The organism is Plantactinospora mayteni (assembly GCF_016862935.1).
Classification (GTDB): Bacteria; Actinomycetota; Actinomycetes; order Mycobacteriales; family Micromonosporaceae; genus Plantactinospora; species Plantactinospora mayteni.
Genome location: NZ_BONX01000058.1, coordinates 31,154 through 54,043 on the forward strand (window position 1 = coordinate 31,154; position 22,890 = coordinate 54,043).

The window sequence follows — 22,890 nt, forward strand, 5'->3', positions numbered from 1 at the left end:
CGATGGTGACTGTCGGAGGTCTCTTCCGCCATCGCCGTGCGGACCCGCCACGGCGACAACCTACGGTGCCGGGTCATCGTGCCGGTCTGCCGGCCGACGACCGTGTTGACGACACCGTCGCGAAGGAATACTCCCCTCCTACAGAGCCATTGTTCACCATTCCCCGCCCGTTGCGCATCTCCCCCTGTCCGAGATGCTCGCGACCACCACCGCTAATCATCCTAGGAACCTAGGGGCTAGGTCGGGGCACCAGCGGGTCGGCGAGGGGCCAACCCGCCGCCAGCACCCGGTCGCAGGCCAGGATCGCCGTACGCAGCCGGTCCGGAAGCGGGCCGGTGAGTTCGATCACGGGTACCCCCGAGTCGGCCAACACCGTGCGAAACCGCTCGGTCATCCAGCCGCGCAGGTGCGCCCCGTCCCGCAGTCCGTCGTCGGTGAACGGCACCCCGTGGTGGTCGGTCAGCAGATAGAGATCGGGTCGACGGGCGGCGGCCCGCACCCGGGGCGAGGTCGAGCCGAGATACCGCTCCTCCCAGACCGCGGTGGCCCGGGCGTCGGTGTCGCAGAACAGCAGCGGTCCGCTCCGCCGGGCGGCGGCGTCCTCGGCGGCCTGCTGCTCCCGGACCACCGTCTCGAAGTCGGCCCGGTCCCACTCGACGTCGAAGATCGTCGCACCGGGCTCGGTACGCCGCAGCCGGGCCAGCTTGGCCACGGTGAGTTCCCGGCCGTACTCCGGTACCCAGCGGGTGCGGTAGTGCCCGGCCAGCGCCTCGGCGACCGTGGTGGTACCGGTGGACTCGGCGCCCACCACCACGATCCGGCGGACGAACCAGGCCCGGACCGGCGGGCTGAGCATCGCCCAGTGCGCCACCGGGTCGGCCCGGACCGCCGTGCCGGAGACCGGTACGACGGCCCGGGCCGGATCCACGGGTACGTCCACCGCGTCGAACCGGCGGGCCAACTCCGCGCCGTACGCCTCGGAGGAGAAGACCGCGTCGACCCGGGCCGGTCCGACCGCCGCCCGGAACACCGCACAGTGCGCGTCCCAGACGGCCGGATCGGCGTAGTCGACCGGATGGTCGTCGTACCGGCCGACGAACCGGACGTGCCGGTCGGCGGCGTGCACCTCACGTAACCAGTCCAGCCGCAGGTCCAGCGGGATCGACTCCCGCCGGGACGGCGCCACCACCACGGTGACGGCGGCGCACCGGCGGGCCGCCTCGGCGATCAACGCGTGGTGCCCGGCGTGTGGCGGATAGAACTTCCCCACCACCAGCCCGTGCCCGAACTCCGGCGGGCCAGCCGCCGCCGCCCCCGGATCCGCCGCCGCCCCCTCCGCCGGATCCCGCTCCGCCGTCGGATCCCGCTCCGCCGTCGGATCCCGCTCCGCCGTCCGCGCGGGCCGGGCGGGGGCGGGGAAGTTGCCGGTGTTCCGCGTGGTCGCCGGCGCCGCCCGCCCGGACCGCGGGGCGGCGGAAGGGTTGCCGGGGTTCCGCGCGGTCACGGGGTGGCGGGGGCCGGGCCCGGCGCCACCGGCCGGGCGGCGGGGGCCGAGAGCCGGCGCAGGTCGGCCCGCCAGTTACGCAGCCCCAGCACGCAGAGCCCGAGGAAGACCGCGTACAGCCCGGCGGTGAGGTGCAGCCCCTTGTAGACGTAGAGCGGGATGTAGATCAGGTCGGCGGCGATCCAGATCCACCAGCTCTCCACCCGCTTGCGGCACTGGCCGTACGTCGCCATCAGGGAGAGCGCGGTGGTGACCGCGTCCGGCAGCGGCACGGTCGAGTCGGTCGCCCGGTCCAGCAGCAGCCAGAGCAGCAGCGTCAGTACCGCACCGGCGCCGACCAGCACTGTCCACTCCCGACGATCGGTCCGGGCGACCACCAGGCGACTCCGCTCGGTACCGCCGAAGAGCCACGCCCACCAGCCGTAGAGGCCGAGTCCGACGTAGACGATCTGGAGCCCGGCGTCGGCGTACAGGCCGGCGGTCCAGAAGAGCACCATCAGCAGCAGCACGTTGGCGATGCCGATCGGCCAGTTCCACATCTTCTGCCGGGCCAGCAGCCAGACGTTGAGTACGCCGGTCACGAAGCCGAGCAGTTCGGCCCGGCTGGTCGGCGTACCCGCCACGGTGAACGCCGTACCGGTCAGCCAGTCGAGCATGGCGCACCTCCCGCAAGATCTTCCGGAGTTCCTACCGTAGGTACCGCCGGGCGGGACGGGTAGACCCCGATCGACCGGCCCGGCTCGTCCATGCCATGCTGCGATCATGGTGCTGGAGGTTGCGCTGATCGAGGTAGTGGCCGGTCAGGAGGAGGCGTTCGCCGAGGCGTACGCCAAGGGTCACCCGACGCTGGCCGGCACACCCGGATGCCGGTCGATCCGGATGACCCGGGGGATCGAGTCGCCGTCCCGGTTCGTGCTGCTGGTCGAGTGGGACTCGGTCGAGGCACACCAGGAGAACTTCCGGGCCACCGACCGGTTCACCACCTGGCGCTCGCTGATCGGCCCGTACTTCGCCGCCCCGCCGGTGGTCGAGCACTTCACCGACGTACCGGCGTCGGCCTGAGCGCCGACTCGGCGAAACTGTCGTACGTCGTCGGTAGCGTCCCGGAAAGAGGACGTACCTGGGAGGCGGCGGATGCATCGGCAGGGCGACATGCTGGTCGTTGCCGTCGGCCGTCCGGCAGGCGTCCTGGCTGTCCCCGTCGCGCGTGAGCGCGCTGGCCGCTGCCCTGTTGACCGGGAAGGTCCCGTCGACCGCCCCGAATCCCGGCTCCGCCGGCCCCGGCGGGTTCGGGGCCGCCGGGTCCGGCGGTTTAGCAGCAGCGGCCTGCCGGTCCGGCTCGACCAACCCGCCGCCGAAGATCCGCAGGCTCGGGCGGTCCCTCGTTTCTGAAGCTCTGTAGGAGGACGACAAGCCCCGGACCCTGCTGCGAGGGCCGGGGCTCTTGTCGTTGTGCGGCTCCCGTGGAGCCGTCAGCCGTGCTGCTTTGCCAGACTGACGAACGCCTGCCACGCGGCCGGGCCGAAGGCCAACGTTCCGCCGTCACGGTCCTTGGTGTCCCGGACGAGCACCCGGCCGGGAAGATTGGCGGCGACCTCGACGCACGCGCCGCCGTTCGTATTGCTGCGGGTCGACTTCCGCCACATGGGGGTCATAGTGCGGTGTCCACTAACGTTCACCGGGTTTCCGGTGGGTGTTGTGGATCCTCGCCGGTGACGGCGAGCGACTCCCCACCGGGTGGTTGGTGGGGCGGGCCACCGCTGGCCAACCGACCCTCGCGCCGTCCGTGGTGTTGTGGTGGGCGGCGGGGGTCACGTCGGGACCAGCCGGCACCGGGTAGGTGTCGGCCGGCTCGACGGTGCGTGATCACCCCGACCGGCGTCGCGGCCGGATTGTGTGGGGTGGTGGGTCCGCCGCCCGGGGTGCGGGTGGCGATGATGGCCGCCGCGACCAGGTCACGATGGCCCGCAAACGTGCAGTGCCGGCAGGTGAGATTCCGGCCCCGGGGTTTCGGTATCCGCCGGCCGCAGGCCGGACAGGTCGACGACGTCCCCCGCTCATCGACCAGGTCGACCCTGATCCCAGCCAGGGTGGCCTTGTCGTGGAGGATGCGGATGAGGTGGCCGATCTGCCACTGCCGCAACCGCAGGTTGTGCCGCCGCCCCGCGTTGAGGTCGAGGACACCACGCGGGTCACCGACCCGCAGTACACCGACTTGGTGGGTGACGGCCCAGCCGATCACGGTCTTGGCGGCTTCGTGCTGGGCCTGCCGGACCCGACGCCGATGCCGGCCCTCCACCGCACGGGCCCGGCGTCGGTAGCGGCGCCACCGCCGTGACCCGCGTTGTCCTTTCGCGGGTGCTCGGCGGGCGACTGCACGGCGGCGCTGCTTCGTGTCCGACAGGTGTTGGCGGTGTTCGGCCCGGATCGCCCGCCCCGACACCAACAACGCCTGCCCGCCGGGGCCGGCGACCGCGTACGGATGGATCACCCCCAGATCCACCCCCGCCACCCGCCCCAGGTCCGGACCCTCACCGGCCGGATACTCCGACATCGGGACCTCGGCGGTCACGTCCAGAAACAGCCGACCGGCCTCGGACAGCAGGGTGACCGACCGGACCTGATCGGCCGGGTACGGCAGGTGCCGGGCGAGCCGTAGCCACAACGGGCCTGTGCCCCTGGCGGTCGGGACCCGCACCCGACGGTCGTCGAGGGTGAACGTGCCGTGATACCAGCGCACCGGCATCAGGAACCGGCGACGACGCGGAAACCGGACCGACACGTCACCATCTCTGCGGCGTTTCGCCGCCGCGAACCAGGCATCGGAGAACCGCCGCAACACCGACCGGGCACCCGTGGAGTCCAGATCCCCGAACGTCCCCGGACCGGCAGCCGCCAACTCCCGACACAACTCCTGATAACCCACCAACGGCGCATCCCGACGGACCCGACGCCACGCGTTCACCTCCAACACACACGCCCACACATCCCCCGCCGACCGGAGCAGACCAAAACACCGCCGCCGCTGACCGACCGTCAACCGCAACCCCACCCGCGCAGTCCGATACACCACCACAGGAGCGGCCGGATCCCGACGACGAGGCATGACCCAAAGCCAACCCGACGGGTACGACAGAAACCAGGCGAACGCTACTGGCCACCGCACTAGCTGCTCGTCGGCCTGGTCCCCGTTGAGCAGTCCGGCTCGCAGGACGGCCCGCGTACGCCTCGGTCTGAAGTAAGCCGGGAACGAAGTTGGGCTCACGCCATCGCAGTGACGAAGCTTCGCGTTCGATCTCCGGCCATGGCTGGAACCACTCCGGCGCCCCCTCTTCCGCGCTTTGGCAGCCAACTTCTGCACGAGTTCGCCGGACTCCAGCACTCCGTCGAGCTGCTCTGCCGTATCCGGCATCGGCACCTGCCGACGGTGGCGGTGGTCGGCGCGTTCTCCACCGCCATCGGCACCGCCCCGAACCGGGCACCGAAGCCGGCGAGCAGGTCGAACATCGCGGTCAACTCGGCCGCGTCCAGATAGGTCGGGGTGCCGCCGCCGACCGCCACCCGGGGCGTACCCGACGCCGTCGCCGAGCGCCTCCCGGACCCGCTCGGCCTGCCGGGCCACCTGGTCGAGATAGCCGCGTACCTGCTCGGCGGGCGGGTTCGAGCGGCGGAACAGGTTGCAGAAGCCGCAGCGCATCTCGCAGAACGGCACGTGCAGGTAGCGGAAGAGGGCGTCCCGCCGCTCCCCCGCCCAGACCTCGCGCAGCGCCGGGCGCGGACGCAGCGGCCGGTACGCCGTCTTGTGCGGGTACGCGTACAGATAGCCCTGGAACGGCGACCCGTCCAGCGAGCCGGTCACCCCGACCGCACCTTTCCCCCTCCCCTCGCGGTCCGGCTTCGCCGCAGATGGAAGTCGGCGCGCATCCGCCGCACGGTTCAGGTGGAAGAACGTTCACTGTTCCGCCCCGGGCCAGTCGCCGGGCTTGCCCCAGTCGCCCGGTTCGAGGACGAACTGCCCGTACGGCACCGTCCACACCACCTCGTGACCGTGCCGGTGACCGCTGTGCCCCTCCTCGCCGTACGCCGTGCCGTGGTCGGAGCAGAGCAGCACCAGGCAGGGCCGATCCCGGGAGGTGGCCAGGGCGAAGAGCCGCCCGATGTGCCGGTCGACGTACTCCAGCGCGGCGGCGTGACTCTCCCGGGTGTCCCGGTCGGCGCCGGACAGGTAGTGCCGGTTCGGCTGGTGGATCGCGGCGACGTTGACGAAGAGGAAGAGGGGCCGCTCCTCCGGCACCGTCGGCAGCACGGTGGCGATCCGGTCGAGCTGCGCCTCGAAACAGCGCGGTGCGGAGACGCCGAACTCCGGCTCCCAGTGCGCCTCGGCGAAGAGGGCCGGCAGCACGCCACCCAGCGGGGACTTGCCGTTGAAGAAGCCGACCCCGCCGACGCAGACGGTGTGGTAGCCGGCCCCGGCGAGTGCGCGTACCACGTCCGGGGCGTCGAAGGCCCAGGTCTGCTCACCGGTGGTCTCGCTGCCCGGGAAGGCCGCCGCGAAGAGTCGGGTGTGCTGGCCGGGTGTGGTCGGTGTGGGCAGGAAACCGGCGAAGAACGCCTGGTGCGCCGCGTACGTGAAGCTGGCCGGACTGTGCCGGCGCTCCCAGAGCCCACCCGGCAACGCGCGGACCAGGTTCGGCGTACGCCCGGCCGCGGCCAACTCCTCGGCCACGTCGTGGCGGAGTGTGTCCAGGGTGACGAACAACAGGTCGTGGCTGCCAATTAGCTCCTTCATGCTGCCCTACCCACCTTTCTGTCACGTCCCGGGTTCTCATGCCGCCCGGTGCCAGCGTCGCCCGCTCGCTGGGGCCCCCACCTGGCAGGCCCGGCTGTCGATTCCGCCGCCACCGTCGACGCCGACGCGACTGCCGTGCCGAGCCTGACCGTCGACTCTGGATCGGGCATCGACTCCACTGCCGCTGTAGGCGCCGCCGCCACCACCGCCACCGCGACCGCCACCGCCGATGCCGGCTCGGCTGCGGTGCCGAGTCCTGTCGTCGACTCCGGATCGGCAAGCGACTCCAGCAGGTTCGGCGCGGCGGCCCGCCACCGGTCGAACCGGCCGGTCCGCAGCGCGTGCAACTCGGCCGCGTAACTGTCCCGGCCGGCCGGGTCGGAGAGGCCCGGCAGCAGGTCACCGAAGGCGTTCACCTCGGCGGCGGCCCGGAACAGCGTCACCCGACGGTTCTCCGGGTTGCCGACGACCACCAGCGGGGCCCTGCCAGTCATCCGTCGATCATGCCAGTCACTCGTCGACGGCCACGTACCGGTCACCGTCCCGGTCGGCGCGTTGCACGTCGGAGAGGTCCACCTCGACGCCGGGCAACTCGGCCACGAGCCGATCGGCCAACTCGCCGCTGAGATAGTGGTGATGCGGATCGAGCCGGCGCAGATGCGTCAACGGCTGCCCCGCCAACAACGCCGCCGCCCCCTCATCCGACAGAACCCCCAACGACAGATCCAACTCCCGCAACCGCGCCACCACCGGCGCACCCGCCACCGCCGCCGCCACCTGATCCGCGATCTCCGCATTACGCAAACCCAACGACACCAACGACGGCAACCGCGCCCCACCCAGAATCGGCGCCAGATCCACCACAGTGGCGTCCCCGCCGTACTGGTCGGTGCCGAGCCACAGCTCCAGGTGCGCCAGCGCCGGCAGATCACACTCGACGATCGCGCGGACCACGTGCCCGGGCAGGCCACCGGCCTCGATCGCCAACTCACGCAGCGCGGTGTGCCGGGTCGGGGTGAGGGTCAGCCCTTCGGTCGCGCCCCGGATGCGCAGAACCTCCAGTCCCGGGTACGCCGCCAACAGCGGGGCCGGGTCGGCCTGGGTGATCCAGGAGATCTCCGACTGCTCCATCACCATCTCGCCCATGAACAGCGCCGTCAACCCGCTCAGTCGCGGCGCCAGTCCGGCCAGCAGCTCGACGGGGGCGGCTTCCGCGTACGCCTCGCCCCAGTCGCCGACGACCGGACACAGCCGTACCGCCCGTCGTGCCGGCCGTTCCGCGGCGATTCCCGCTGGCCGGGACCGGGTGGATCGGGTTGACTCTGCGACATGGAGGAACGCGTCGCGTTGATAACCGGGGTCAGCCGCCGGATCGGGATCGCCGCCGCGCTCGCCCGGCGCTTCGCCGCCGCCGGCTACCGTCTACAACTGACCGGCCTGCCCGGGTACGACGAGGCGCAGCCGTACGGCGGCGATCCCGACGGCGTCCCCGGGCTGCTCGCCGAGCTGGCACAGGTGACCGGTGACCCTGACGTGGCCCGGTACCGGGCCGCCGACCTGACCTCGCCGACCGCCCCCGCCGAACTGGTCGAGACGGCGGTACGCACCCACGGCCGCCTCGACGTGCTGGTCGCGACGCACGCCTACTCGACACACACCCCGCTGGGCAAGCTCGACGCGGACGAGATCGACCGGCACCTCGTCGTCAACGTGCGGGCGACCCTGCTGCTGGCCGAGGCGTTCGCGGCGGCCTTCGACGCCGGCTCCGGAGGCCGGCTGGTGCTCTTCTCCAGCGGACAACGACTCGGCCCGATGCCCGGCGAGCTGGCGTACGCGGCCAGCAAGGCCGGGGTGGAGAACCTGACCCGGCAGTTGAGTCCACTGCTGATCCCGAGGGGCATCACGGTGAACTGCGTCAACCCCGGCCCCACCGACACCGGGTACGCCTCGCCGGCAACCCTGGCGGCGGTCGGTCAACTGTTTCCGGGTGGCGAGTGGGGCCGGCCGGACGACGCCGCCCGACTCGTCGAGTGGCTCTGCTCGCGGGACGGGCGCTGGATCACCGGCCAGGTGATCGACTCCGAGGGCGGCTTCAACCGGTACACCTGAGTCACGCCCGGCCGGCCGCGACCCGGCCTCCGGGTCAGTTGACCCCGGCCGCGTCCATGCCGCGCAGTTCCTTCTTCAGCTCGGAGACCTCGTCACGGATCCGGGCGGCCAGCTCGAACTGCAACTCGCGGGCGGCGGCGAGCATCTGGTCGTTGAGTTCCTGGATGAGCTGGGCCAGCTCGGCCCGGGCCATCCCCTCGCGGGCCGGCGCGGCACCGATCCGGCCCCGGCTGCGGGTCTCCGGCGTCGGCGCCTTGCCCCGGGACATCTGCCGCACCGCGCCGCCGACCCGGGTGGTGGCCCCCTCGGTGTCCTCGGCCTCCCGGTAGATGTCGTCCAGGATGTCGTGGATCTTCTTGCGCAGCGGCTCCGGGCTGATCCCGTTCGCCTCGTTGTGCGCGACCTGCTTGGCCCGGCGCCGGTTGGTCTCCTCGATCGCCTCGGCCATCGACGGGGTCATCTTGTCGGCGTACATGTGCACCTGCCCGGAGACGTTCCGGGCGGCCCGGCCGATGGTCTGGATCAGCGACCGGCCGCTGCGCAGGAAGCCCTCCTTGTCGGCGTCGAGGATCGCCACCAGCGACACCTCGGGCAGGTCCAGCCCCTCCCGGAGCAGGTTGATCCCGACGAGGACGTCGTAGTCGCCCTTGCGCAGCTCGCGCAGCAGCTCCACCCGGCGCAGCGTGTCGACCTCGGAGTGCAGGTAGCGGACCCGGATGCCGTGCTCCAACAGGTAGTCGGAGAGGTCCTCGGCCATCTTCTTGGTCAGCGTGGTGACCAGGACCCGCTCGTCCCGCTCGGTACGCAGCTTGATCTCGTGCATCAGGTCGTCGATCTGCCCCTTGGTGGGCTTGACCACCACCTCGGGGTCGACCAGGCCGGTCGGTCGGATCACCTGCTCGACCACCTCGCCCTGGGCCTGCTCCAGCTCCCACGGGCCGGGGGTGGCGGAGAGGAAGACCATCTGGCCGACCCGGTCCAGGAACTCGTCGAAGCGCAGCGGCCGGTTGTCGGCGGCGCTGGGCAGCCGGAAACCGTGGTCGATCAGCATCCGTTTGCGGGAGGCGTCGCCCTCGTACATGCCGCCGATCTGCGGGATGGTGACGTGCGACTCGTCGACCACGGTCAGGTAGTCGTCGGGGAAGTAGTCCAGCAGACAGTGCGGCGCGCTGCCCGGCGACCGGCCGTCGATGTGCATCGAGTAGTTCTCGATGCCGGAGCAGAAGCCGACCTGGCGCATCATCTCCACGTCGTAGCTGGTACGCATCCGCAGCCGCTGCGCCTCCAGCAGCTTGCCCTGCCGCTCCAGCTCGGCCAGCCGCTCGGCCAACTCTGCCTCGATGCCGGCGAGCGCCCGCTCCATCCGTTCCGGCCCGGCCGTGTAGTGGGTGGCCGGGAAGATCAACAGGTGGTCGACCTCGCGGACCACCTCGCCGGTCAGCGGGTGCAGGTAGTAGAGCTTCTCCACCTCGTCGCCGAAGAACTCGATCCGGAGCGCCAGCTCCTCGTACGCCGGAATGATCTCCAGCGTGTCGCCCCGGACCCGGAAGGTGCCCCGGTTGAACGCCATGTCGTTGCGGGTGTATTGCACGTCGACCAGCCGGCGGAGCAGCTTGTCCCGTTCGACCTCCTGGCCGACGTGGATCCGCACCGACCGGTCCAGGTATTCCTGCGGGGTGCCCAGGCCGTAGATCGCCGACACGGTGGCGACCACCACCACGTCCCGGCGGGTCAGCAGGGACATCGTGGTCGCGTGCCGCAGCCGCTCGACCTCCTCGTTGACCGAGGAGTCCTTCTCGATGTAGGTGTCGGTCTGCGGGATGTAGGCCTCGGGCTGGTAGTAGTCGTAGTAGGAGACGAAGTATTCGACGGCGTTGTTCGGCAGCAGCTCGCTGAACTCCTTGGCGAGCTGGGCGCAGAGGGTCTTGTTGGGTGCCAGCACCAGGGTGGGGCGCTGCATCCGCTCGATCAGCCAGGCGGCGGTCGCGCTCTTGCCGGTGCCGGTGGCGCCGAGCAGCACGTTGTGCCGCTCGCCCCGGCGCACCCGCCGCTCCAGCTCGTCGATGGCGGTCGGCTGGTCACCCGAGGGCTGGAACTCGGAGATCACCTGGAAGCGGCCGTCGAGCCGCGGAATGTCGAGCGCCATGACCTCAACCGTACGCCGACGGTGTGACAAGCCGCCGGGCCACGGTGGGTACACGATCGGCTTCGATATCGTCATTGTGTGTAAAAGATCACCGCGCTACCGTTCTAGGGTAGGCCGCTCGCGGCGGCCGACCGGGTCTGCGACACCAAGCCGCCACACCGGCTGTGTCGCATCCGGCGCAGGGGTTGCAGCCCCGGCCAAGGCCGGCGAGCGCACCGATGTGGTCGCGCGAAGGCGCAGACCGGCCGCCGCGAGCGCCCTTTGCGTCCCTTCCCCGGCCGCCCGTCCCTTCTCCGGCCACCCATCGCGCCGTCGCCGCCCGCCCCTGTCCGCACTGCTTCTCGACCTGCGGCCCTCCGGTGCGCCTACGTCCCCTCCTCCGGTGGCGCCGGCCGCCAGGCACCGGCCGCCGCCCACTCCTCGGCATATCCGTGCTCCAGGTCGAACCACGGCTCCTTCGCCTCGGCGTAGGCGTCGAGATCCGGGCCGGCCGCCGCCAGCCGCCGTTTCACGGCCAGGTAGTCGGCCCGGCGCTCCGGGTCGGCCCGCAGGTGGTCGCGCATCAGCAGGGCGAAGCGCCAGCCGGGCGAGCCGATCTCCCGGACGTGCAGGTTGACCAGCCGGCCCGGGTCCGCGCCGCCGTGCAGCCGCTTCTCCCACCGGGCGGTGTCGCCCGGATAGCGCGCGTTGTCCCACCACCGCCCGGGACAGCGCGGGAACCCGGCGTCGGCGAGCCGGTCGGCCAGTTCGTCGGCCTCGGCCAGCGAGGCGACGCCCAACTGGAGGTCGACGATGTCCTTGGCCACCAACCCGGGCACCGAGGTCGACCCGATGTGGTCGACGCGTACCTCGGCCGGGGCGGCGGCGTGCCGGATCCGGGCGGCCAGCCGACGGTACTGGGCCGGCCAGCTCGGATCGGGCTCGACCAGTCGCGCCTCGGTCGCCCGTACCGGCCGGCGCTCCCGGACGTTCCGTTCGTACGGCGTCAGCCGGTCCCGCCACAGCGCGTCCACCACGGCGTGCAGCTCAGCCAGCTCACCGTCGTTGTCCAGCAGTACGTCGGCGGCAGCCGCCCGCCGCTCGTCGTCGGCCTGGGCCCGGATCCGCTGCGTCGCCTGCTCGGCGGTCATCCCACGGTCCCGGACCAGCCGCCCGACCCGGGTCGCCTCGGTGGCCCGCACCACCAGCACCAGGTGGTACGTCGGGGCGAGCCCCACCTCGACCAGCAGCGGTACGTCGTTGACCACGATCGCGTCCGGAGCCGCACCGTGGACCAGTTCGGCGCTGCGCCGGCGTACCCGGGGATGGATGATCGCCTCCAGCCTGGCTCGCGCCGACGGGTCGGCGAAGACGATCTCGCCGAGCGCCGTCCGGTCCAGGCTGCCGTCCGCCGCGCACACCCGGGCGCCGAACTCGGCCACCACCTCCCGCAACCCGTCGGTACCGGGCGCGACCACCTCCCGGGCGATCCGGTCGGAGTCGACCACCACCGCACCGAGGCCGGCCAGCCGGGCCGCCACGACGCTCTTCCCCGACCCGATCCCACCGGTGAGTCCGACCTTCAGCACCGGTCCAGTCAACCCGATCGGCGGCCCCCCGCCAAGATCTTCGGATCCCGCGACCCGTTCGGGCCGCCCCGGCGGTAGAGCCGCCCCCGGCAGTAGAGGAGCCGCCCTCGGCAGTAGAGCCGCCCTCGGCGGTAGAGCGGTCCGGAGAAAGGGGAAGGCCCGCTTCCCGGGCCGGTCGAACCGGTCCTGGAAGCGGGCCTCCGCCGCGTGTGCTACCCGTCGACTACTTGCCGCCGGCGAGCTTCTCCCGCAGTGCGGCGAGCGCCTCGTCGGTGGCCAGCGTGCCGGCCGGCTCCTCCGCCTGACGGGCCGGAGCGGTGCTGGTGGACGAGGTGCCACCGCCGCCACCGCCACCGCCACCGGCGCCAGCGGTCGCCGCGGCCGGGTTGGCCGCAGCCTCGGCGTCGGCCGCCCGAGAGTTCTGCACCTGCTTGGTGTGCGCCTCCCAGCGGGTACGCGCCTCGGCGTACTGCGTCTCCCAGGTCTCCCGCTGCTTGTCGAAGCCCTCGAGCCACTCCCCGGTCTCCGGGTCGAAGCCCTCCGGGTAGATGTAGTTGCCCTCGGTGTCGTAGGTCGCGGTCATGCCGTAGAGGGTCGGGTCGAAGTGCTCCTCGCCCTCGACGAAGCCCTCGTTGGCCTGCTTGAGCGAGAGCGAGATCCGCCGCCGCTCCAGGTCGATGTCGATGACCTTGACCATGACGTCCGAGCCGACCTGGACGACCTGCTCCGGGATCTCCACGTGGCGCTCGGCCAGCTCGGAGATGTGCACCAGGCCCTCGATGCCGTCGTCGACCCGGACGAACGCACCGAACGGCACCAGCTTGGTGACCTTACCCGGCACGATCTGCTGGATCGCGTGGGTACGGGCGAACTGGCGCCACGGGTCCTCCTGGGTCGCCTTCAGCGACAGCGAGACCCGCTCGCGGTCGAGGTCGACGTCCAGCACCTCGACCTCGACCTCCTGGCCGACCTCGACGACCTCGGACGGGTGGTCGATGTGCTTCCAGGAGAGCTCGGAGACGTGCACCAGGCCGTCCACGCCGCCAAGGTCGACGAAGGCGCCGAAGTTGACGATCGAGGAGACGACGCCCTTGCGGACCTGCCCCTTCTGGAGCTTGTTGAGGAACTCGGTGCGTACCTCGGACTGGGTCTGCTCCAGCCAGGCCCGGCGGGACAGCACCACGTTGTTGCGGTTCTTGTCCAGCTCGATGATCTTGGCTTCGAGCTCCCGGCCGACGTACGGCTGGAGGTCCCGCACCCGACGCATCTCGACCAGGGAGGCGGGCAGGAAGCCGCGCAGCCCGATGTCCAGGATGAGGCCGCCCTTGACCACCTCGATGACGGAGCCGCGGACGACGCCGTCCTCGTCCTTGATCTTCTCGATCGTGCCCCAGGCGCGCTCGTACTGGGCCCGCTTCTTCGAGAGGATCAGCCGCCCCTCCTTGTCCTCCTTCTGGAGGACGAGGGCCTCGATGTGGTCACCGACCGACACCACCTCGGCGGGGTCGACGTCGTGCTTGATCGACAACTCGCGCGAGGGGATGACGCCCTCGGTCTTGTAGCCGATGTCGAGCAGGACCTCGTCCCGATCGACCTTGACGACGGTGCCTTCGACAATGTCGCCGTCGTTGAAGTACTTGATGGTCTCGTCGATCGCGGCGAGGAAAGCTTCCTCGGAACCGAGGTCGTCGACGGTGACCTTGGTGGCGCTCGAGGGGGCCTCGATGCTGCTCGTCATGTGGGCGGTTGCTCCGGTCGGATGGATGTCACAGCAGGTTTGTGTCGCGGTGACCCGTTTACGCCTGCGGATCCGTCGTCGGGTGCCCCGGGCGACCGCTGCTCCGATCGCTGGGATGTATCCGACGACCGCGGACCTGCTCCCTGCCGAGGCACACGATCCGCGAGCGCATCGAACAGCTTACCGTGTGCATTACCACAGCGTGCAAGCCCTCCCCGCACGTGATGAGATCCGCTGTCCACTGCTCGGGAAGTGGTCGCCAAGGTGCCGTGATCCGCGCCGGGAGAGCACCTTACCCCGCACCGGAGTCGGCGAACGGCAACCGGACCGCACGGAAACCGCCGGTGGCGCCGGCGTGGCCGGCACCCGACCGGCACCGGCGCCGGTCCGGGGCACTAGCGTGGCGGGGTGCACGAGAACACCCTGGCCGAGGTGGCCGAGGACGACCCGCCCGGAGTGCTCCGGCGGCCGGTCAGCGACGGGGAGAGCCGGCGGGCCAACCGCCGCTGGTGGGACGCGGACGCCGACGACTACCAGGCCGAGCACGGGGCGTTCCTGGGCCAGGCGGACTTCGTCTGGTGCCCGGAGGGGCTGCGCGAGGCCGACGCCCGGCTGCTCGGCGAACTGGCCGACCGGCGGGTGCTCGAACTCGGCTGCGGCGCGGCCTCGGCGGCCCGCTGGCTGGCCACCGAGGGCGCCCGGCCGGTCGGACTCGACCTCTCCGCCGGCATGTTGCGGCACGCCGCACTCGGGGCCACCACCTCCGGGGTACGCGTGCCGCTGGTCCAGGCCGACGCCCTCGCGCTGCCGTTCCGGGCGGCCAGCTTCGACATCGTCTGTACGGCCTTCGGCGCGATCCCGTTCGTGGCCGACTCGGCGGCGGCACTGCGCGAGGTCTACCGGGTACTCCGCCCCGGCGGCCGGTGGGTGTTCTCGGTCACCCACCCGATGCGGTGGATCTTCCTGGACGACCCGGGCGAGGGCGGTCTGGTCGCCACGCACTCCTACTTCGACCGCCGCCCCTACGTCGAGCAGGACGCCACCGGCACCCCCAGCTACGTCGAGCAGCACCGCACCCTCGGCGACCGGATACGCGAGATCGTCGGCGCCGGCTTCGTGCTGCGCGACGTGGTGGAGCCGGAGTGGCCGGCCGGACACGAGCAGATCTGGGGTCAGTGGAGCCCGCTGCGCGGCCGGCTCTTCCCCGGCACCGCCATCTTCGTCTGCGACAAACCGGCCGGCACGCCCGCCTAGCATCGGCCCGGCTCACTATGCGGAACCGGTGAGCGCCGAGCCGGCCGCCAACCTGCCCAAACCCTGGCAGCCGGACCCGGTCCGGCAGCGCCGGGCGGGCTACCGACTGGAGGACCTCCTGCGCCTCCCCCCGGACGCCCCGCGCGTCGAACTCCTCGACGGAGTTCTGCACGTGGTCCCCGCCCCCACCCTCGGCCATCAGCACATTTCGGGTCTGCTCCGCCGTTGGCTCGGCGACCATGCACCCCGTTCCCGATCAAGCTGCCGATCGGCGACATCACCCCGTAAGTCCCCTTCCGGCCCCGGAGAGCGCACCGGTTATCGCCCCGGCCAGTCGGGTAGTCCGCCGTATGCCAGAGCGGAGGAAGCTGCGCAGGGGCGACCGGGTGAGTTGGCGTAGCCACGGGTCCCGGGCGTACGGCACGGTCCAGGAGGAGATCACCGAACGGACGTACGCCGGGAAGCGCACCGTCGCCGCGTCCGAGGAGGATCCGCAGTACCGGGTCCGCACCGACGAGGGGCGGGACGCGGTACACCGGCCGGAGGCGTTGTTCGATGAGTAGTCGGGACGACGACGGTCGGGACACCGTTCGGGAGTTCCGGGACGCGGTGAACATGAACCCGGGCGAGTTGGGCAGGTGGCTGGCCACCGACGACTCGAAGGCGGTGGGTTGGCGCCGGGGCGGCCGGGGCGGCGAGTCGGTCGGGCACCAGTCCGGTCGGCGGATCGTCGACCTGCTGCGCAAGCGGGCGAACCAGTTCACCGATCGGGACTTCGCACACATGCGCAAGGTCGTCGGGTACGTCCGGCGGCACATGGCCCAGCGCCCGGCCGGCGACGTACGCAACACCAGGTGGCGCCACTCGCTGATGAACTGGGGCCACGACCCGCTCAAGGCGCCGCTGCCGGCGGTCGGCGGACCGTCCCGGAAGGCCCGGCAACGGCACCGGGAGGCCGAGCGCTCCTCGGCCCGGAACCGGCGCCGCTGACGCCCGACGCCGGCCCGGCCCGGCCGAGATGGTGACGGTGGCGGCGGTGGAGATGCCGTCCAGCGCCGTCAGCGCCGCGCCCAGGTGCCCACCGGACCCTGGGCGACGCGGTCAGTGGTCGGCGCTGTTCCAGTCGGAACCGACGCCGACGGAGACCTCCAGCGGCACGGCCAGCGGGTAGGCGCCGCCCATCTCACGCCGGACCAGTGCCTCCAGATCGGCCCGCTCGCCGGGCGCCACCTCGAAGACGAGTTCGTCGTGCACCTGGAGCAGCATCCGGGAGCGCAGGTCGGCGCCGCGCAGCGCGGTGTCGACCTGCAGCATCGCCACCTTGATGATGTCGGCGGCCGAGCCCTGGATCGGGGCGTTCAACGCCATCCGCTCGGCCATCTCCCGACGCTGCCGGTTGTCGCTGACCAGGTCGGGCAGGTAGCGCCGACGGCCGAGGATGGTCTCGGTGTAGCCGTCCTTGACCGCCTTCTTCACCACCGACTGGAGGTAGTCCCGGACTCCGCCGAAGCGGCTGAAGTATTCCTCCATCAGCGTACGGGCCTCGTCGGCGGCGATCCCGAGCTGCTGGCCGAGGCCGAACGCGCTCAGCCCGTACGCCAGGCCGTAGTTCATCGCCTTGATCTTGCGCCGCTGGTCCGGGCTGACCTCGGCCACCGACACCCCGAAGACCGAGGACGCGGTCGCGGCGTGGAAGTCGGCGCCGGAGTTGAACGCCTCGATCAGCGCGGCGTCGCCGGAGAGGTGCGCCATGATCCGCATCTCGATCTGGCTGTAGTCGGCGGTGAGCAGGCAGTCGTAGCCGGGGCCGACCACGAAGGCGCGGCGGATCCGCCGGCCCTCCTCGGTGCGGATCGGGATGTTCTGCAGGTTGGGGTCGGTGGAGGAGAGCCGGCCGGTCGCCGCCACCGTCTGGTGGAACGTGGTGTGGATCCGGCCGTCGTCGGAGACCGACTTGAGCAGGCCGTCGACGGTGGACTTGAGCCGGGCCACGTCGCGGTGCCGGAGCAGGTGCTCCAGCAGCGGATGCGGCTGCTGCGCGTAGAGCCATTGCAGGGCGTCGGCGTCGGTGGTGTAGCCGGTCTTGATCTTCTTGGTCTTGGGCAGGCCCAGCTCGGTGAAGAGGATCTCCTGCAACTGCTTGGGCGAGCCGAGGTTGAACTCCCGCCCGATCACCCCGTACGCCGCCTGGGCCACCGCCTTCACCTCGCCGGCGAAGTGCGCCTCCAGCTCCGACAGGTAGTCGGTGTCGGCGGCGATGCCGATCCGCTCCATCGCGCCGAGCACCTCGACCAGGGGCTGCTCCACCTCGCCGAGGAGTCGGGCGGACTGCTCGCCGTCCCGGGACAGCTCGGCGGCGATGGCGTCGGCCAGGTCCAGGGTGGCCCGGGCCCGGAGCATCAGGTTCTGCTCGACCTCGCTGTCGTTGCCGAGGCCGTCGAAGGCGAGCTGGCCGGTCTCCGGCGCGTCGACCTTCAACTCCCGGTGCAGGTAGCGCAGCGCCAGGTCGGTCAGGTCGTAGGAGCGTTGGTCGGGCCGGGCCAGGTAGGCGGCGAGCGCGGTGTCCCGGGCCACCCCGCGCAGCGTCCAGCCGTGCGCGGCGAAGGCGAGCTGCGCCGGCTTGCTGTCGTGCAGCACCTTGGGCCGTTCCGGGTCGGCAAGCCAGTCGGCCACCGCCGCCTCGTCGGTCGGCACCAGGTCGGCCGGGTCGAACCAGCCGGCCACCCCGGTCGCGGTGGCCAGCGCGACGCCGGTCAACGCACCGGTGCCCCGGCCGAACGAGCCGGCGACCGCGATCCCGACCGGCGTGCCGGGCAGTACGTGCTCGGCGAGCCAGCCGGCCACCTCACCGGTCGGCAGGACCTTGCCGGCCAGGTCGAACCCGGCCTCGGCCTCCGGCTCCACCGCGTCCAGGTATTGGTAGAGCCGGTCCCGCAGGATGCGGAACTCCAGGGTGTCGAAGACCTGGTGCACCGCCTCCCGGTCCCAGCCGGGCCAGCGGGTGTCCTCGGCGTGCAGCGGCAGCTCCACATCGGAGACCAGGCAGTTGATGTCGTAGTTCCGGATCACGTCGGCGAGCCGCTCGCGCAGGCTGTCGCCGGCCTTGCCCTTGATCTCGTCGGCCCGGGCGACCACACCCTCGACGCCGCCGTATTGCAGGATCCACTTCGCGGCCGTCTTCGGGCCCACCCCGGGCACGCCGGGGAGGTTGTCGCTGGTCTCGCCGACCAGCGCGGCCAGGTCGCGGTATTGCTCCGGGCCGACACCGTAGCGCTCGGTGATCGCCGCCCGGTCCATCCGGGCCAGGTCGGAGACGCCCTTGCGGGGGTAGAGCACGGTGATCCGGTCGTCGACGAGCTGGAACGCGTCCCGGTCACCGGTGCAGATCAGCACCTCCATGCCGGCGTCCCGGCCCTGGTGGGCGAGGGTGGCGAGCAGGTCGTCGGCCTCGTAGCCCGGCTTCTCCACCGAGGGCACCCGGAGCGCGGCCAGCACCTCCTTGACCAGGCTGACCTGGCCGGCGAACTCGCCCGGCGTCTCGGAGCGGCCGGCCTTGTATTCGGCGTAGCGCTCGGTGCGGAAGGACCGCCGGGAGACGTCGAAGGCCACCACGATGTGCGTGGGGCGCTCGTCGCGGAGCACGTTGATCAGCATCGAGGTGAAGCCGTAGACCGCGTTGGTCGGCTGCCCGGTCGTGGTGGAGAAGTTTTCCACCGGCAGGGCGAAGAACGCCCGGTATGCGAGCGAATGACCGTCGAGCAGCAGCAGGCGCGGCGTGGAGGCTGTCACGATAGGCGACTCTAGTCCGAACCCCCGACAGTCCACCCACCGCCGGGCCGCCCGACGGCCGCCCGGGACGCGCCGGGCCGGCCACCCGCCGAGGGCACTGGGCGCTGGCCAGCGGAGACGCGGAAGCCCCGGTCCGGAGAACCGGACCGGGGCTTGCCGGGTACGGGATCAGGCGACCCCGAGGTATGCCTCCTTGACCGCCGGGTCGTGCAGGAGTTCCTGGCCGGTGCCCTCCTTGACGATCCGGCCGGTCTCCAGCACGTAACCCCGGTGTGCCCGGGAGAGCGCCTGCTGGGCGTTCTGCTCCACCAGCAGCACCGTGGTGCCCTGCTGGTTGATCTCCGTCACGATGTCGAAGATCTGCTTGATCACCAGCGGGGCCAGCCCCATCGACGGCTCGTCCAGCAGCAGCAGCTTCGGCCGGCTCATCAGGGCCCGGCCCACCGCCAGCATCTGCTGCTCGCCACCGGAGAGCGTGCCGCCGGCCTGCTTGCGCCGCTCGGCCAGCCGGGGGAAGAGCCCGAACACCCGCTCCAGGTCGGCGGCGATCCCGGCGGAGTCCCGCCGGGTGTACGCCCCCATGTCCAGGTTCTCCAGCACCGTCATGCCGGGGAAGATCTGCCGGCCCTCCGGGGACTGGCAGAGCCCCCGGCCCACCCGCAGGTCGGCCCGGAGTCGGCTGATGTCCTCACCGGCGAACCGGATCGCTCCACCGGCCAGCGCCCGGATGCCGGAGATGGCCCGCATCGTGGTGGTCTTGCCGGCACCGTTGGCACCGATCAGGGCCACGATCTCGCCCTCGTCGACGTGCAGGCTGATCCCGTGCAGGGCTTCGATCCGCCCGTACGCCACCGTGACGTTGTCGAGTTCAAGCAGCATCGACGGACTCCCCCAGGTACGCGGCGATCACCCGCGGGTCTCGGCTAACCTCGTCCGGCGACCCCTCGGCGATCTTGGTGCCGAACTCCAGCACCACGACCCGGTCGGTGACGCCCATGACCAGCCGCATGTCGTGCTCGATCAGCAGCACGGTGTGGCCCCGGTCGCGGATCTGCCGGATGAGCTTGAGCAGTTGCTCCTTCTCCGCCGGGTTGAACCCGGCGGCCGGCTCGTCCAGGCAGATCAGCTTCGGTTCGGTGGCCAGCGCCCGGGCGATCTCCAGCCGGCGCTGGTCGCCGTAGGAGAGGTTGCGGGCCACCTCGTTCGCCCGGCCCTGGATGCCGACGAAGCGGAGCAGCTCCAGCGACTTCTTCTCGGCCGCCCGTTCCTCCAGGATGTGCCGGGAGAGCCCGAAGATCTGGGCGCAGCTGCGGCGTACCTGCTGCCAGGTCCGCAGCAGGCCAGCCTCGGAGGTGACCTGCGGCAGCTCCTCCGGCTTGGGCCTGACCCGGTAGAGCCGGAAGAGCGCACCGACCACGCTGGTCTTGTGCCGGGAGTCCGTCCCGACCATGACGTTCTCCAGCGCCGTCATCTCGGGAAAGAGCCGGATGTTCTGGAAGGTACGCGAGATGCCCATCCGGCTGATCTCCGGCGGCTTCCGGCCGCTGACCCGGGCACCGGCGAAGCGCACCTGGCCCGAGGTCGGCTTGAACACCCCGGTCATGACGTTGAAGCAGGTGGTCTTGCCCGCGCCGTTCGGCCCGATCAGCCCGAGGATCTCACCCTCGTGGATCTGGAAGCTGACCTCGTTGAGCGCGACCACGCCGCCGAAGCGGAGCACGACCTGGTCGATCTCGAGCAGCAATCGGCGTGGCCCGGGCTGGCTGGGGATCACCGGCTCACGGGACTCCGTCGAGGTCGTCTCAGACACTGACCTTCGCCTCCTTCGCCCGGTCCTGTAGTTCACGGGCACGCCGCCGGCTCGGGATCAGACCCTGTGGCCGCAGGACCATCACCACCACCATCGCGAAGCCGAACGCCACCCACCGGTAGTCGCTGACGAACCGGAACCGCTCCGGAAGGTACGCGAGCAGCACCGCGCCGAACGCGACCCCCACCATGTTGCCCGAACCGCCGACCACCACCATCGCGACGAAGAGGATCGAGAGGGTGGCGTTGAACTGGCTCGGGTCGATGAAGGCGTTCCGGCTGGCGAAGAGGAAGCCGGAGAGGCCGCCGAGCGCCGCACCGATGGCGAAGGCCCAGAGCTTGAACTTGAAGCCGTTCACGCCCATCACCGCAGCGGCGTCCTCGTCCTCCCGGATCGCCAGCCAGGAGCGGCCGACCCGGCTGTTCTCCAGCCGGCGGACGGCGAAGACCATCAGCAGTACGACGGTGATCGCCAGCCAGTACCAGGGCTTGAGGTCCTGGAGGCCGAAGATCTGGTTGTCCGCGGACGGTGCGCCCTCCGGCCCGGGGATCGCGGAGATCCCGGCGGCGCCGTTGGTGACCCCAGTGAGGTTACGGGCGACGATCCGGATGATCTCGCCGAAGCCGAGCGTGACGATGGCCAGGTAGTCACCGCGCAGCCGCAGCGTCGGCCAGCCCAGGATCACCCCGGAGGTGAGGCTGAGCGCGATCGCCAGCGGGATGCAGATCGCCCACGCCACCGCCCAGGTGGGCTCCAGTTCGAAGGTCCGCTGCATCCACTTGACCACCGGCGAGTTCGTCGAGCCGAACAGCGCCACGCTGTAGGCGCCGATCGCGAAGAACCCGATGTAGCCCAGGTCGAGCAGGCCGGCCAGCCCGACCACCACGTTCAGGCCGATCGCGACCAGTACGTAGATGGCGCAGGTGAAGAGCACGCCCGCCCAGCTGTTGCCACCGTCGATCGAGTCGGTGCGCAGCCAGGTCAGGCCGGGGACGCCCAGCAGGGGAAGGTAGTAGAGGATGGCGATGAACGCGGTGACACCGATCAGCCGCTGCCAGGCCGGCAGCGCGGCCCAGCGGTCGGCGATCCCGGAGAGCGCGGCACGCCGGCGGGCCTCGGTGGCCCGGAGCTTGTTCATCATGCGCGGGCCCTCCCCAGCGACTCGCCGAGCAGACCGGTCGGCCGGAACATCAGCACGACGATGAGCACCACGAACGCCACCACGTCCTCCCAGGCCGAGGTGTAGAGCGTGGCGGCGTAGACCTCGACCAGGCCGAGGAAGAGGCCGCCGAGCAGGGCACCCCGGAGGTTGCCGATGCCGCCGAGCACCGCGGCGGTGAACGCCTTGAGGCCGAGGACGAAGCCGAGACTGCTCTGGGTGAAGCCGAATCGGACGCTCCAGAGCAGCGCCGCGGCGCCGGCCATCACCCCGCCCAGCACGAAGATGAGCATGATGACCCGGTCCTGGTTTACCCCCATCAGGGCGGCCGTCTCCGGGTTCTGGGCCACCGCCCGCACGCCGCGACCGTATCTGGTCCGGTTGATGAACCAGTCCAGCATCGCCATCATCAGCAGGGCGGAGAAGAAGACGATCGCCTGCACGTTGGTGATCGAGGTGTCCCCGATGGTGATCAGCGGCTTCTGCTCGATGATCGTCGGCATACCGACGATCTGGCGCTCCCGACCGAACAGCGTGGGGAAGACGCCGCCGACGAGGCGCGGCAGCAGCAGGCCGAGGATCTCCACCAGCACCAGCGAGAGGCCGATCGCGGTGATCAGGAAGACCAGTGGTGGCGCGTTGCGGCGACGCAACGGTCGGTACGCGATGCGTTCGAGCGCCAGCGCGGTGCCGCCGGAGGCGACCGCAGCGGCGATCAGACCGATGAGCAGGAAGAGGATCGCCTGCCCGGCCCCGGGGCGGTCCTGCATCCCGAAGGCCGTCCACGCGCCGAGGACCGCGAAGGTACCCACCACGAAGACCTCGGAGTGGGCAAAGTTGATCAGCCGGAGTACGCCGTAGACCAGGGTGTAACCGAGGGCGATCAACGCATAGATCGCGCCCTTGGAGAGACCGTCGACGGTGTGCTGGCCGAAGTGGCCGAATAGTTCGTCGAAGTTCACAAAAGCTCCTTGCATCGAGCGCGGCCGGGGGGATCACCCCCGGCCGCCCCCAAAAAGAACCC

The 22,890-nt window shown here is 71.1% G+C and carries 20 protein-coding genes and 2 pseudogenes; 6 read left to right on the forward strand and 16 right to left on the reverse strand.

From position 1 onward, the window contains the following. Positions 1-229: 229 nt before the first annotated feature. Together Pma05_RS36710 and pnuC are read right to left on the reverse strand one after the other, a co-directional pair. Complete coding sequence (locus Pma05_RS36710) at positions 230-1,504, reverse strand: AAA family ATPase (protein WP_239313863.1); 1,275 nt, start codon at positions 1,502-1,504, stop codon at positions 230-232. Further along, positions 1,501-2,160: a nicotinamide riboside transporter PnuC gene (gene pnuC / locus Pma05_RS36715; protein WP_203862127.1), complete on the reverse strand. Its 660-nt coding sequence runs from the start codon at positions 2,158-2,160 to the stop codon at positions 1,501-1,503. The genes Pma05_RS36710 and pnuC overlap by 4 nt, the downstream gene beginning before the upstream one ends. Before the next feature lie 106 nt (positions 2,161-2,266). On the opposite strand from pnuC, the gene Pma05_RS36720 reads away from it, so the two are divergent. Then, a complete protein-coding gene (locus tag Pma05_RS36720) occupies positions 2,267-2,566 on the forward strand; it encodes an antibiotic biosynthesis monooxygenase family protein (RefSeq protein ID WP_203862128.1) in 300 nt (99 codons plus the stop codon). A gap of 410 nt (positions 2,567-2,976) precedes the next feature. On the opposite strand, the gene Pma05_RS36725 is transcribed toward Pma05_RS36720, so the two are convergent. The 3 genes and pseudogenes from Pma05_RS36725 to Pma05_RS44190 form a co-directional block, all read right to left on the reverse strand. Beyond that, complete coding sequence (locus Pma05_RS36725; protein ID WP_372441618.1) at positions 2,977-3,150, reverse strand: DUF397 domain-containing protein; 174 nt, start codon at positions 3,148-3,150, stop codon at positions 2,977-2,979. A gap of 29 nt (positions 3,151-3,179) precedes the next feature. Next, positions 3,180-4,610 (reverse strand): RNA-guided endonuclease InsQ/TnpB family protein, encoded by a 1,431-nt coding sequence (locus tag Pma05_RS36730; protein ID WP_239313875.1) that lies wholly within the window; start codon positions 4,608-4,610, stop codon positions 3,180-3,182. A gap of 139 nt (positions 4,611-4,749) precedes the next feature. Further along, positions 4,750-4,800, reverse strand: a pseudogene (locus Pma05_RS44190) (hypothetical protein); the annotation flags it as partial. Between the two features lie 8 nt (positions 4,801-4,808). Here Pma05_RS44190 and Pma05_RS36735 point away from each other — a divergent pair. After that, positions 4,809-5,039, forward strand: coding sequence for a hypothetical protein (locus tag Pma05_RS36735; protein ID WP_203862131.1), 231 nt, complete (start codon positions 4,809-4,811; stop codon positions 5,037-5,039). A gap of 417 nt (positions 5,040-5,456) precedes the next feature. On the opposite strand, the gene Pma05_RS36740 is transcribed toward Pma05_RS36735, so the two are convergent. The 3 genes from Pma05_RS36740 to Pma05_RS36750 are packed head-to-tail and all read right to left on the reverse strand — an operon-like array spanning position 5,457 to position 7,580. Beyond that, entirely contained in the window at positions 5,457-6,293 is an 837-nt protein-coding gene (locus Pma05_RS36740) for an STM4013/SEN3800 family hydrolase (protein ID WP_203862132.1), read from the reverse strand. Further along, positions 6,290-6,787, reverse strand: coding sequence for a hypothetical protein (locus Pma05_RS36745; protein ID WP_203862133.1), 498 nt, complete (start codon positions 6,785-6,787; stop codon positions 6,290-6,292). Before Pma05_RS36745 ends, Pma05_RS36740 begins: the two co-directional genes overlap by 4 nt. Positions 6,788-6,803: 16 nt before the next feature. Then, positions 6,804-7,580 (reverse strand): STM4015 family protein, encoded by a 777-nt coding sequence (locus Pma05_RS36750; protein ID WP_203862159.1) that lies wholly within the window; start codon positions 7,578-7,580, stop codon positions 6,804-6,806. Between the two features lie 42 nt (positions 7,581-7,622). On the opposite strand from Pma05_RS36750, the gene Pma05_RS36755 reads away from it, so the two are divergent. After that, positions 7,623-8,402: an SDR family oxidoreductase gene (locus Pma05_RS36755; RefSeq protein WP_203862134.1), complete on the forward strand. Its 780-nt coding sequence runs from the start codon at positions 7,623-7,625 to the stop codon at positions 8,400-8,402. 34 nt (positions 8,403-8,436) lie between these two features. Here Pma05_RS36755 and uvrB read toward each other — a convergent pair whose 3' ends face one another. The 3 genes from uvrB to rpsA all read right to left on the reverse strand — a co-directional run bounded on the left by uvrB (position 8,437) and on the right by rpsA (position 13,854). Further along, on the reverse strand, positions 8,437-10,548 hold the full coding sequence (gene uvrB, locus Pma05_RS36760; RefSeq protein WP_203862135.1) for an excinuclease ABC subunit UvrB: 2,112 nt from the start codon (positions 10,546-10,548) through the stop codon (positions 8,437-8,439). 365 nt (positions 10,549-10,913) lie between these two features. After that, complete coding sequence (coaE, locus tag Pma05_RS36765) at positions 10,914-12,116, reverse strand: dephospho-CoA kinase (RefSeq protein ID WP_203862136.1); 1,203 nt, start codon at positions 12,114-12,116, stop codon at positions 10,914-10,916. 223 nt (positions 12,117-12,339) lie between these two features. Then, a complete protein-coding gene (gene rpsA / locus Pma05_RS36770; RefSeq protein ID WP_239313866.1) occupies positions 12,340-13,854 on the reverse strand; it encodes a 30S ribosomal protein S1 in 1,515 nt (504 codons plus the stop codon). Positions 13,855-14,262: 408 nt separating this feature from the next. On the opposite strand from rpsA, the gene Pma05_RS36775 reads away from it, so the two are divergent. From Pma05_RS36775 to Pma05_RS36790, 3 genes and pseudogenes are all read left to right on the forward strand, one after another. Continuing rightward, positions 14,263-15,108 carry a class I SAM-dependent methyltransferase gene (locus tag Pma05_RS36775; protein WP_239313869.1) on the forward strand — a complete coding sequence of 282 codons (846 nt, stop codon included), beginning with the start codon at positions 14,263-14,265 and terminating at the stop codon, positions 15,106-15,108. Positions 15,109-15,494: 386 nt separating this feature from the next. Then, a complete protein-coding gene (locus tag Pma05_RS36785; RefSeq protein WP_307837008.1) occupies positions 15,495-15,671 on the forward strand; it encodes a hypervirulence associated TUDOR domain-containing protein in 177 nt (58 codons plus the stop codon). Next, positions 15,664-16,093: pseudogene (locus tag Pma05_RS36790) on the forward strand (DUF3140 domain-containing protein); the annotation flags it as partial. The gene Pma05_RS36785 and the pseudogene Pma05_RS36790, both read left to right, overlap by 8 nt. Positions 16,094-16,209: 116 nt before the next feature. On the opposite strand, the gene polA reads toward Pma05_RS36790, so the two are convergent. The 5 genes from polA to Pma05_RS36815 all read right to left on the reverse strand — a co-directional run bounded on the left by polA (position 16,210) and on the right by Pma05_RS36815 (position 22,828). Then, positions 16,210-18,897, reverse strand: a complete 2,688-nt coding sequence (gene polA / locus Pma05_RS36795) for a DNA polymerase I (protein WP_203862140.1) — start codon at positions 18,895-18,897, stop codon at positions 16,210-16,212. A 168-nt stretch (positions 18,898-19,065) separates the two neighbouring features. Then, positions 19,066-19,776 (reverse strand): ABC transporter ATP-binding protein, encoded by a 711-nt coding sequence (locus tag Pma05_RS36800; protein ID WP_203862141.1) that lies wholly within the window; start codon positions 19,774-19,776, stop codon positions 19,066-19,068. After that, positions 19,766-20,671 (reverse strand): ABC transporter ATP-binding protein, encoded by a 906-nt coding sequence (locus Pma05_RS36805; RefSeq protein ID WP_203862162.1) that lies wholly within the window; start codon positions 20,669-20,671, stop codon positions 19,766-19,768. The genes Pma05_RS36800 and Pma05_RS36805 overlap by 11 nt, the downstream gene beginning before the upstream one ends. A 28-nt stretch (positions 20,672-20,699) precedes the next feature. After that, entirely contained in the window at positions 20,700-21,848 is a 1,149-nt protein-coding gene (locus tag Pma05_RS36810) for a branched-chain amino acid ABC transporter permease (protein WP_203862142.1), read from the reverse strand. Continuing rightward, positions 21,845-22,828, reverse strand: coding sequence for a branched-chain amino acid ABC transporter permease (locus Pma05_RS36815; RefSeq protein WP_203862143.1), 984 nt, complete (start codon positions 22,826-22,828; stop codon positions 21,845-21,847). Before Pma05_RS36815 ends, Pma05_RS36810 begins: the two co-directional genes overlap by 4 nt. Positions 22,829-22,890 lie beyond the last annotated feature (62 nt).

Bases quoted from the DNA above. Each gene is read 5' to 3' on its own strand.
- pnuC (WP_203862127.1), bottom strand. From the start codon at position 2,160: ATGCTCGACTGGCTGACCGGTACGGCGTTCACCGTGGCGGGTACGCCG.
- Pma05_RS36720 (WP_203862128.1), top strand. From the start codon at position 2,267: ATGGTGCTGGAGGTTGCGCTGATCGAGGTAGTGGCCGGTCAGGAGGAG.
- Pma05_RS36725 (WP_372441618.1), bottom strand. From the start codon at position 3,150: ATGTGGCGGAAGTCGACCCGCAGCAATACGAACGGCGGCGCGTGCGTC.
- Pma05_RS36730 (WP_239313875.1), bottom strand. From the start codon at position 4,610: ATGCCTCGTCGTCGGGATCCGGCCGCTCCTGTGGTGGTGTATCGGACT.
- Pma05_RS36735 (WP_203862131.1), top strand. From the start codon at position 4,809: ATGGCTGGAACCACTCCGGCGCCCCCTCTTCCGCGCTTTGGCAGCCAA.
- Pma05_RS36740 (WP_203862132.1), bottom strand. From the start codon at position 6,293: ATGAAGGAGCTAATTGGCAGCCACGACCTGTTGTTCGTCACCCTGGAC.
- Pma05_RS36745 (WP_203862133.1), bottom strand. From the start codon at position 6,787: ATGACTGGCAGGGCCCCGCTGGTGGTCGTCGGCAACCCGGAGAACCGT.
- Pma05_RS36755 (WP_203862134.1), top strand. From the start codon at position 7,623: ATGGAGGAACGCGTCGCGTTGATAACCGGGGTCAGCCGCCGGATCGGG.
- uvrB (WP_203862135.1), bottom strand. From the start codon at position 10,548: ATGGCGCTCGACATTCCGCGGCTCGACGGCCGCTTCCAGGTGATCTCC.
- rpsA (WP_239313866.1), bottom strand. From the start codon at position 13,854: ATGACGAGCAGCATCGAGGCCCCCTCGAGCGCCACCAAGGTCACCGTC.
- Pma05_RS36800 (WP_203862141.1), bottom strand. From the start codon at position 19,776: ATGCTGCTTGAACTCGACAACGTCACGGTGGCGTACGGGCGGATCGAA.
- Pma05_RS36810 (WP_203862142.1), bottom strand. From the start codon at position 21,848: ATGATGAACAAGCTCCGGGCCACCGAGGCCCGCCGGCGTGCCGCGCTC.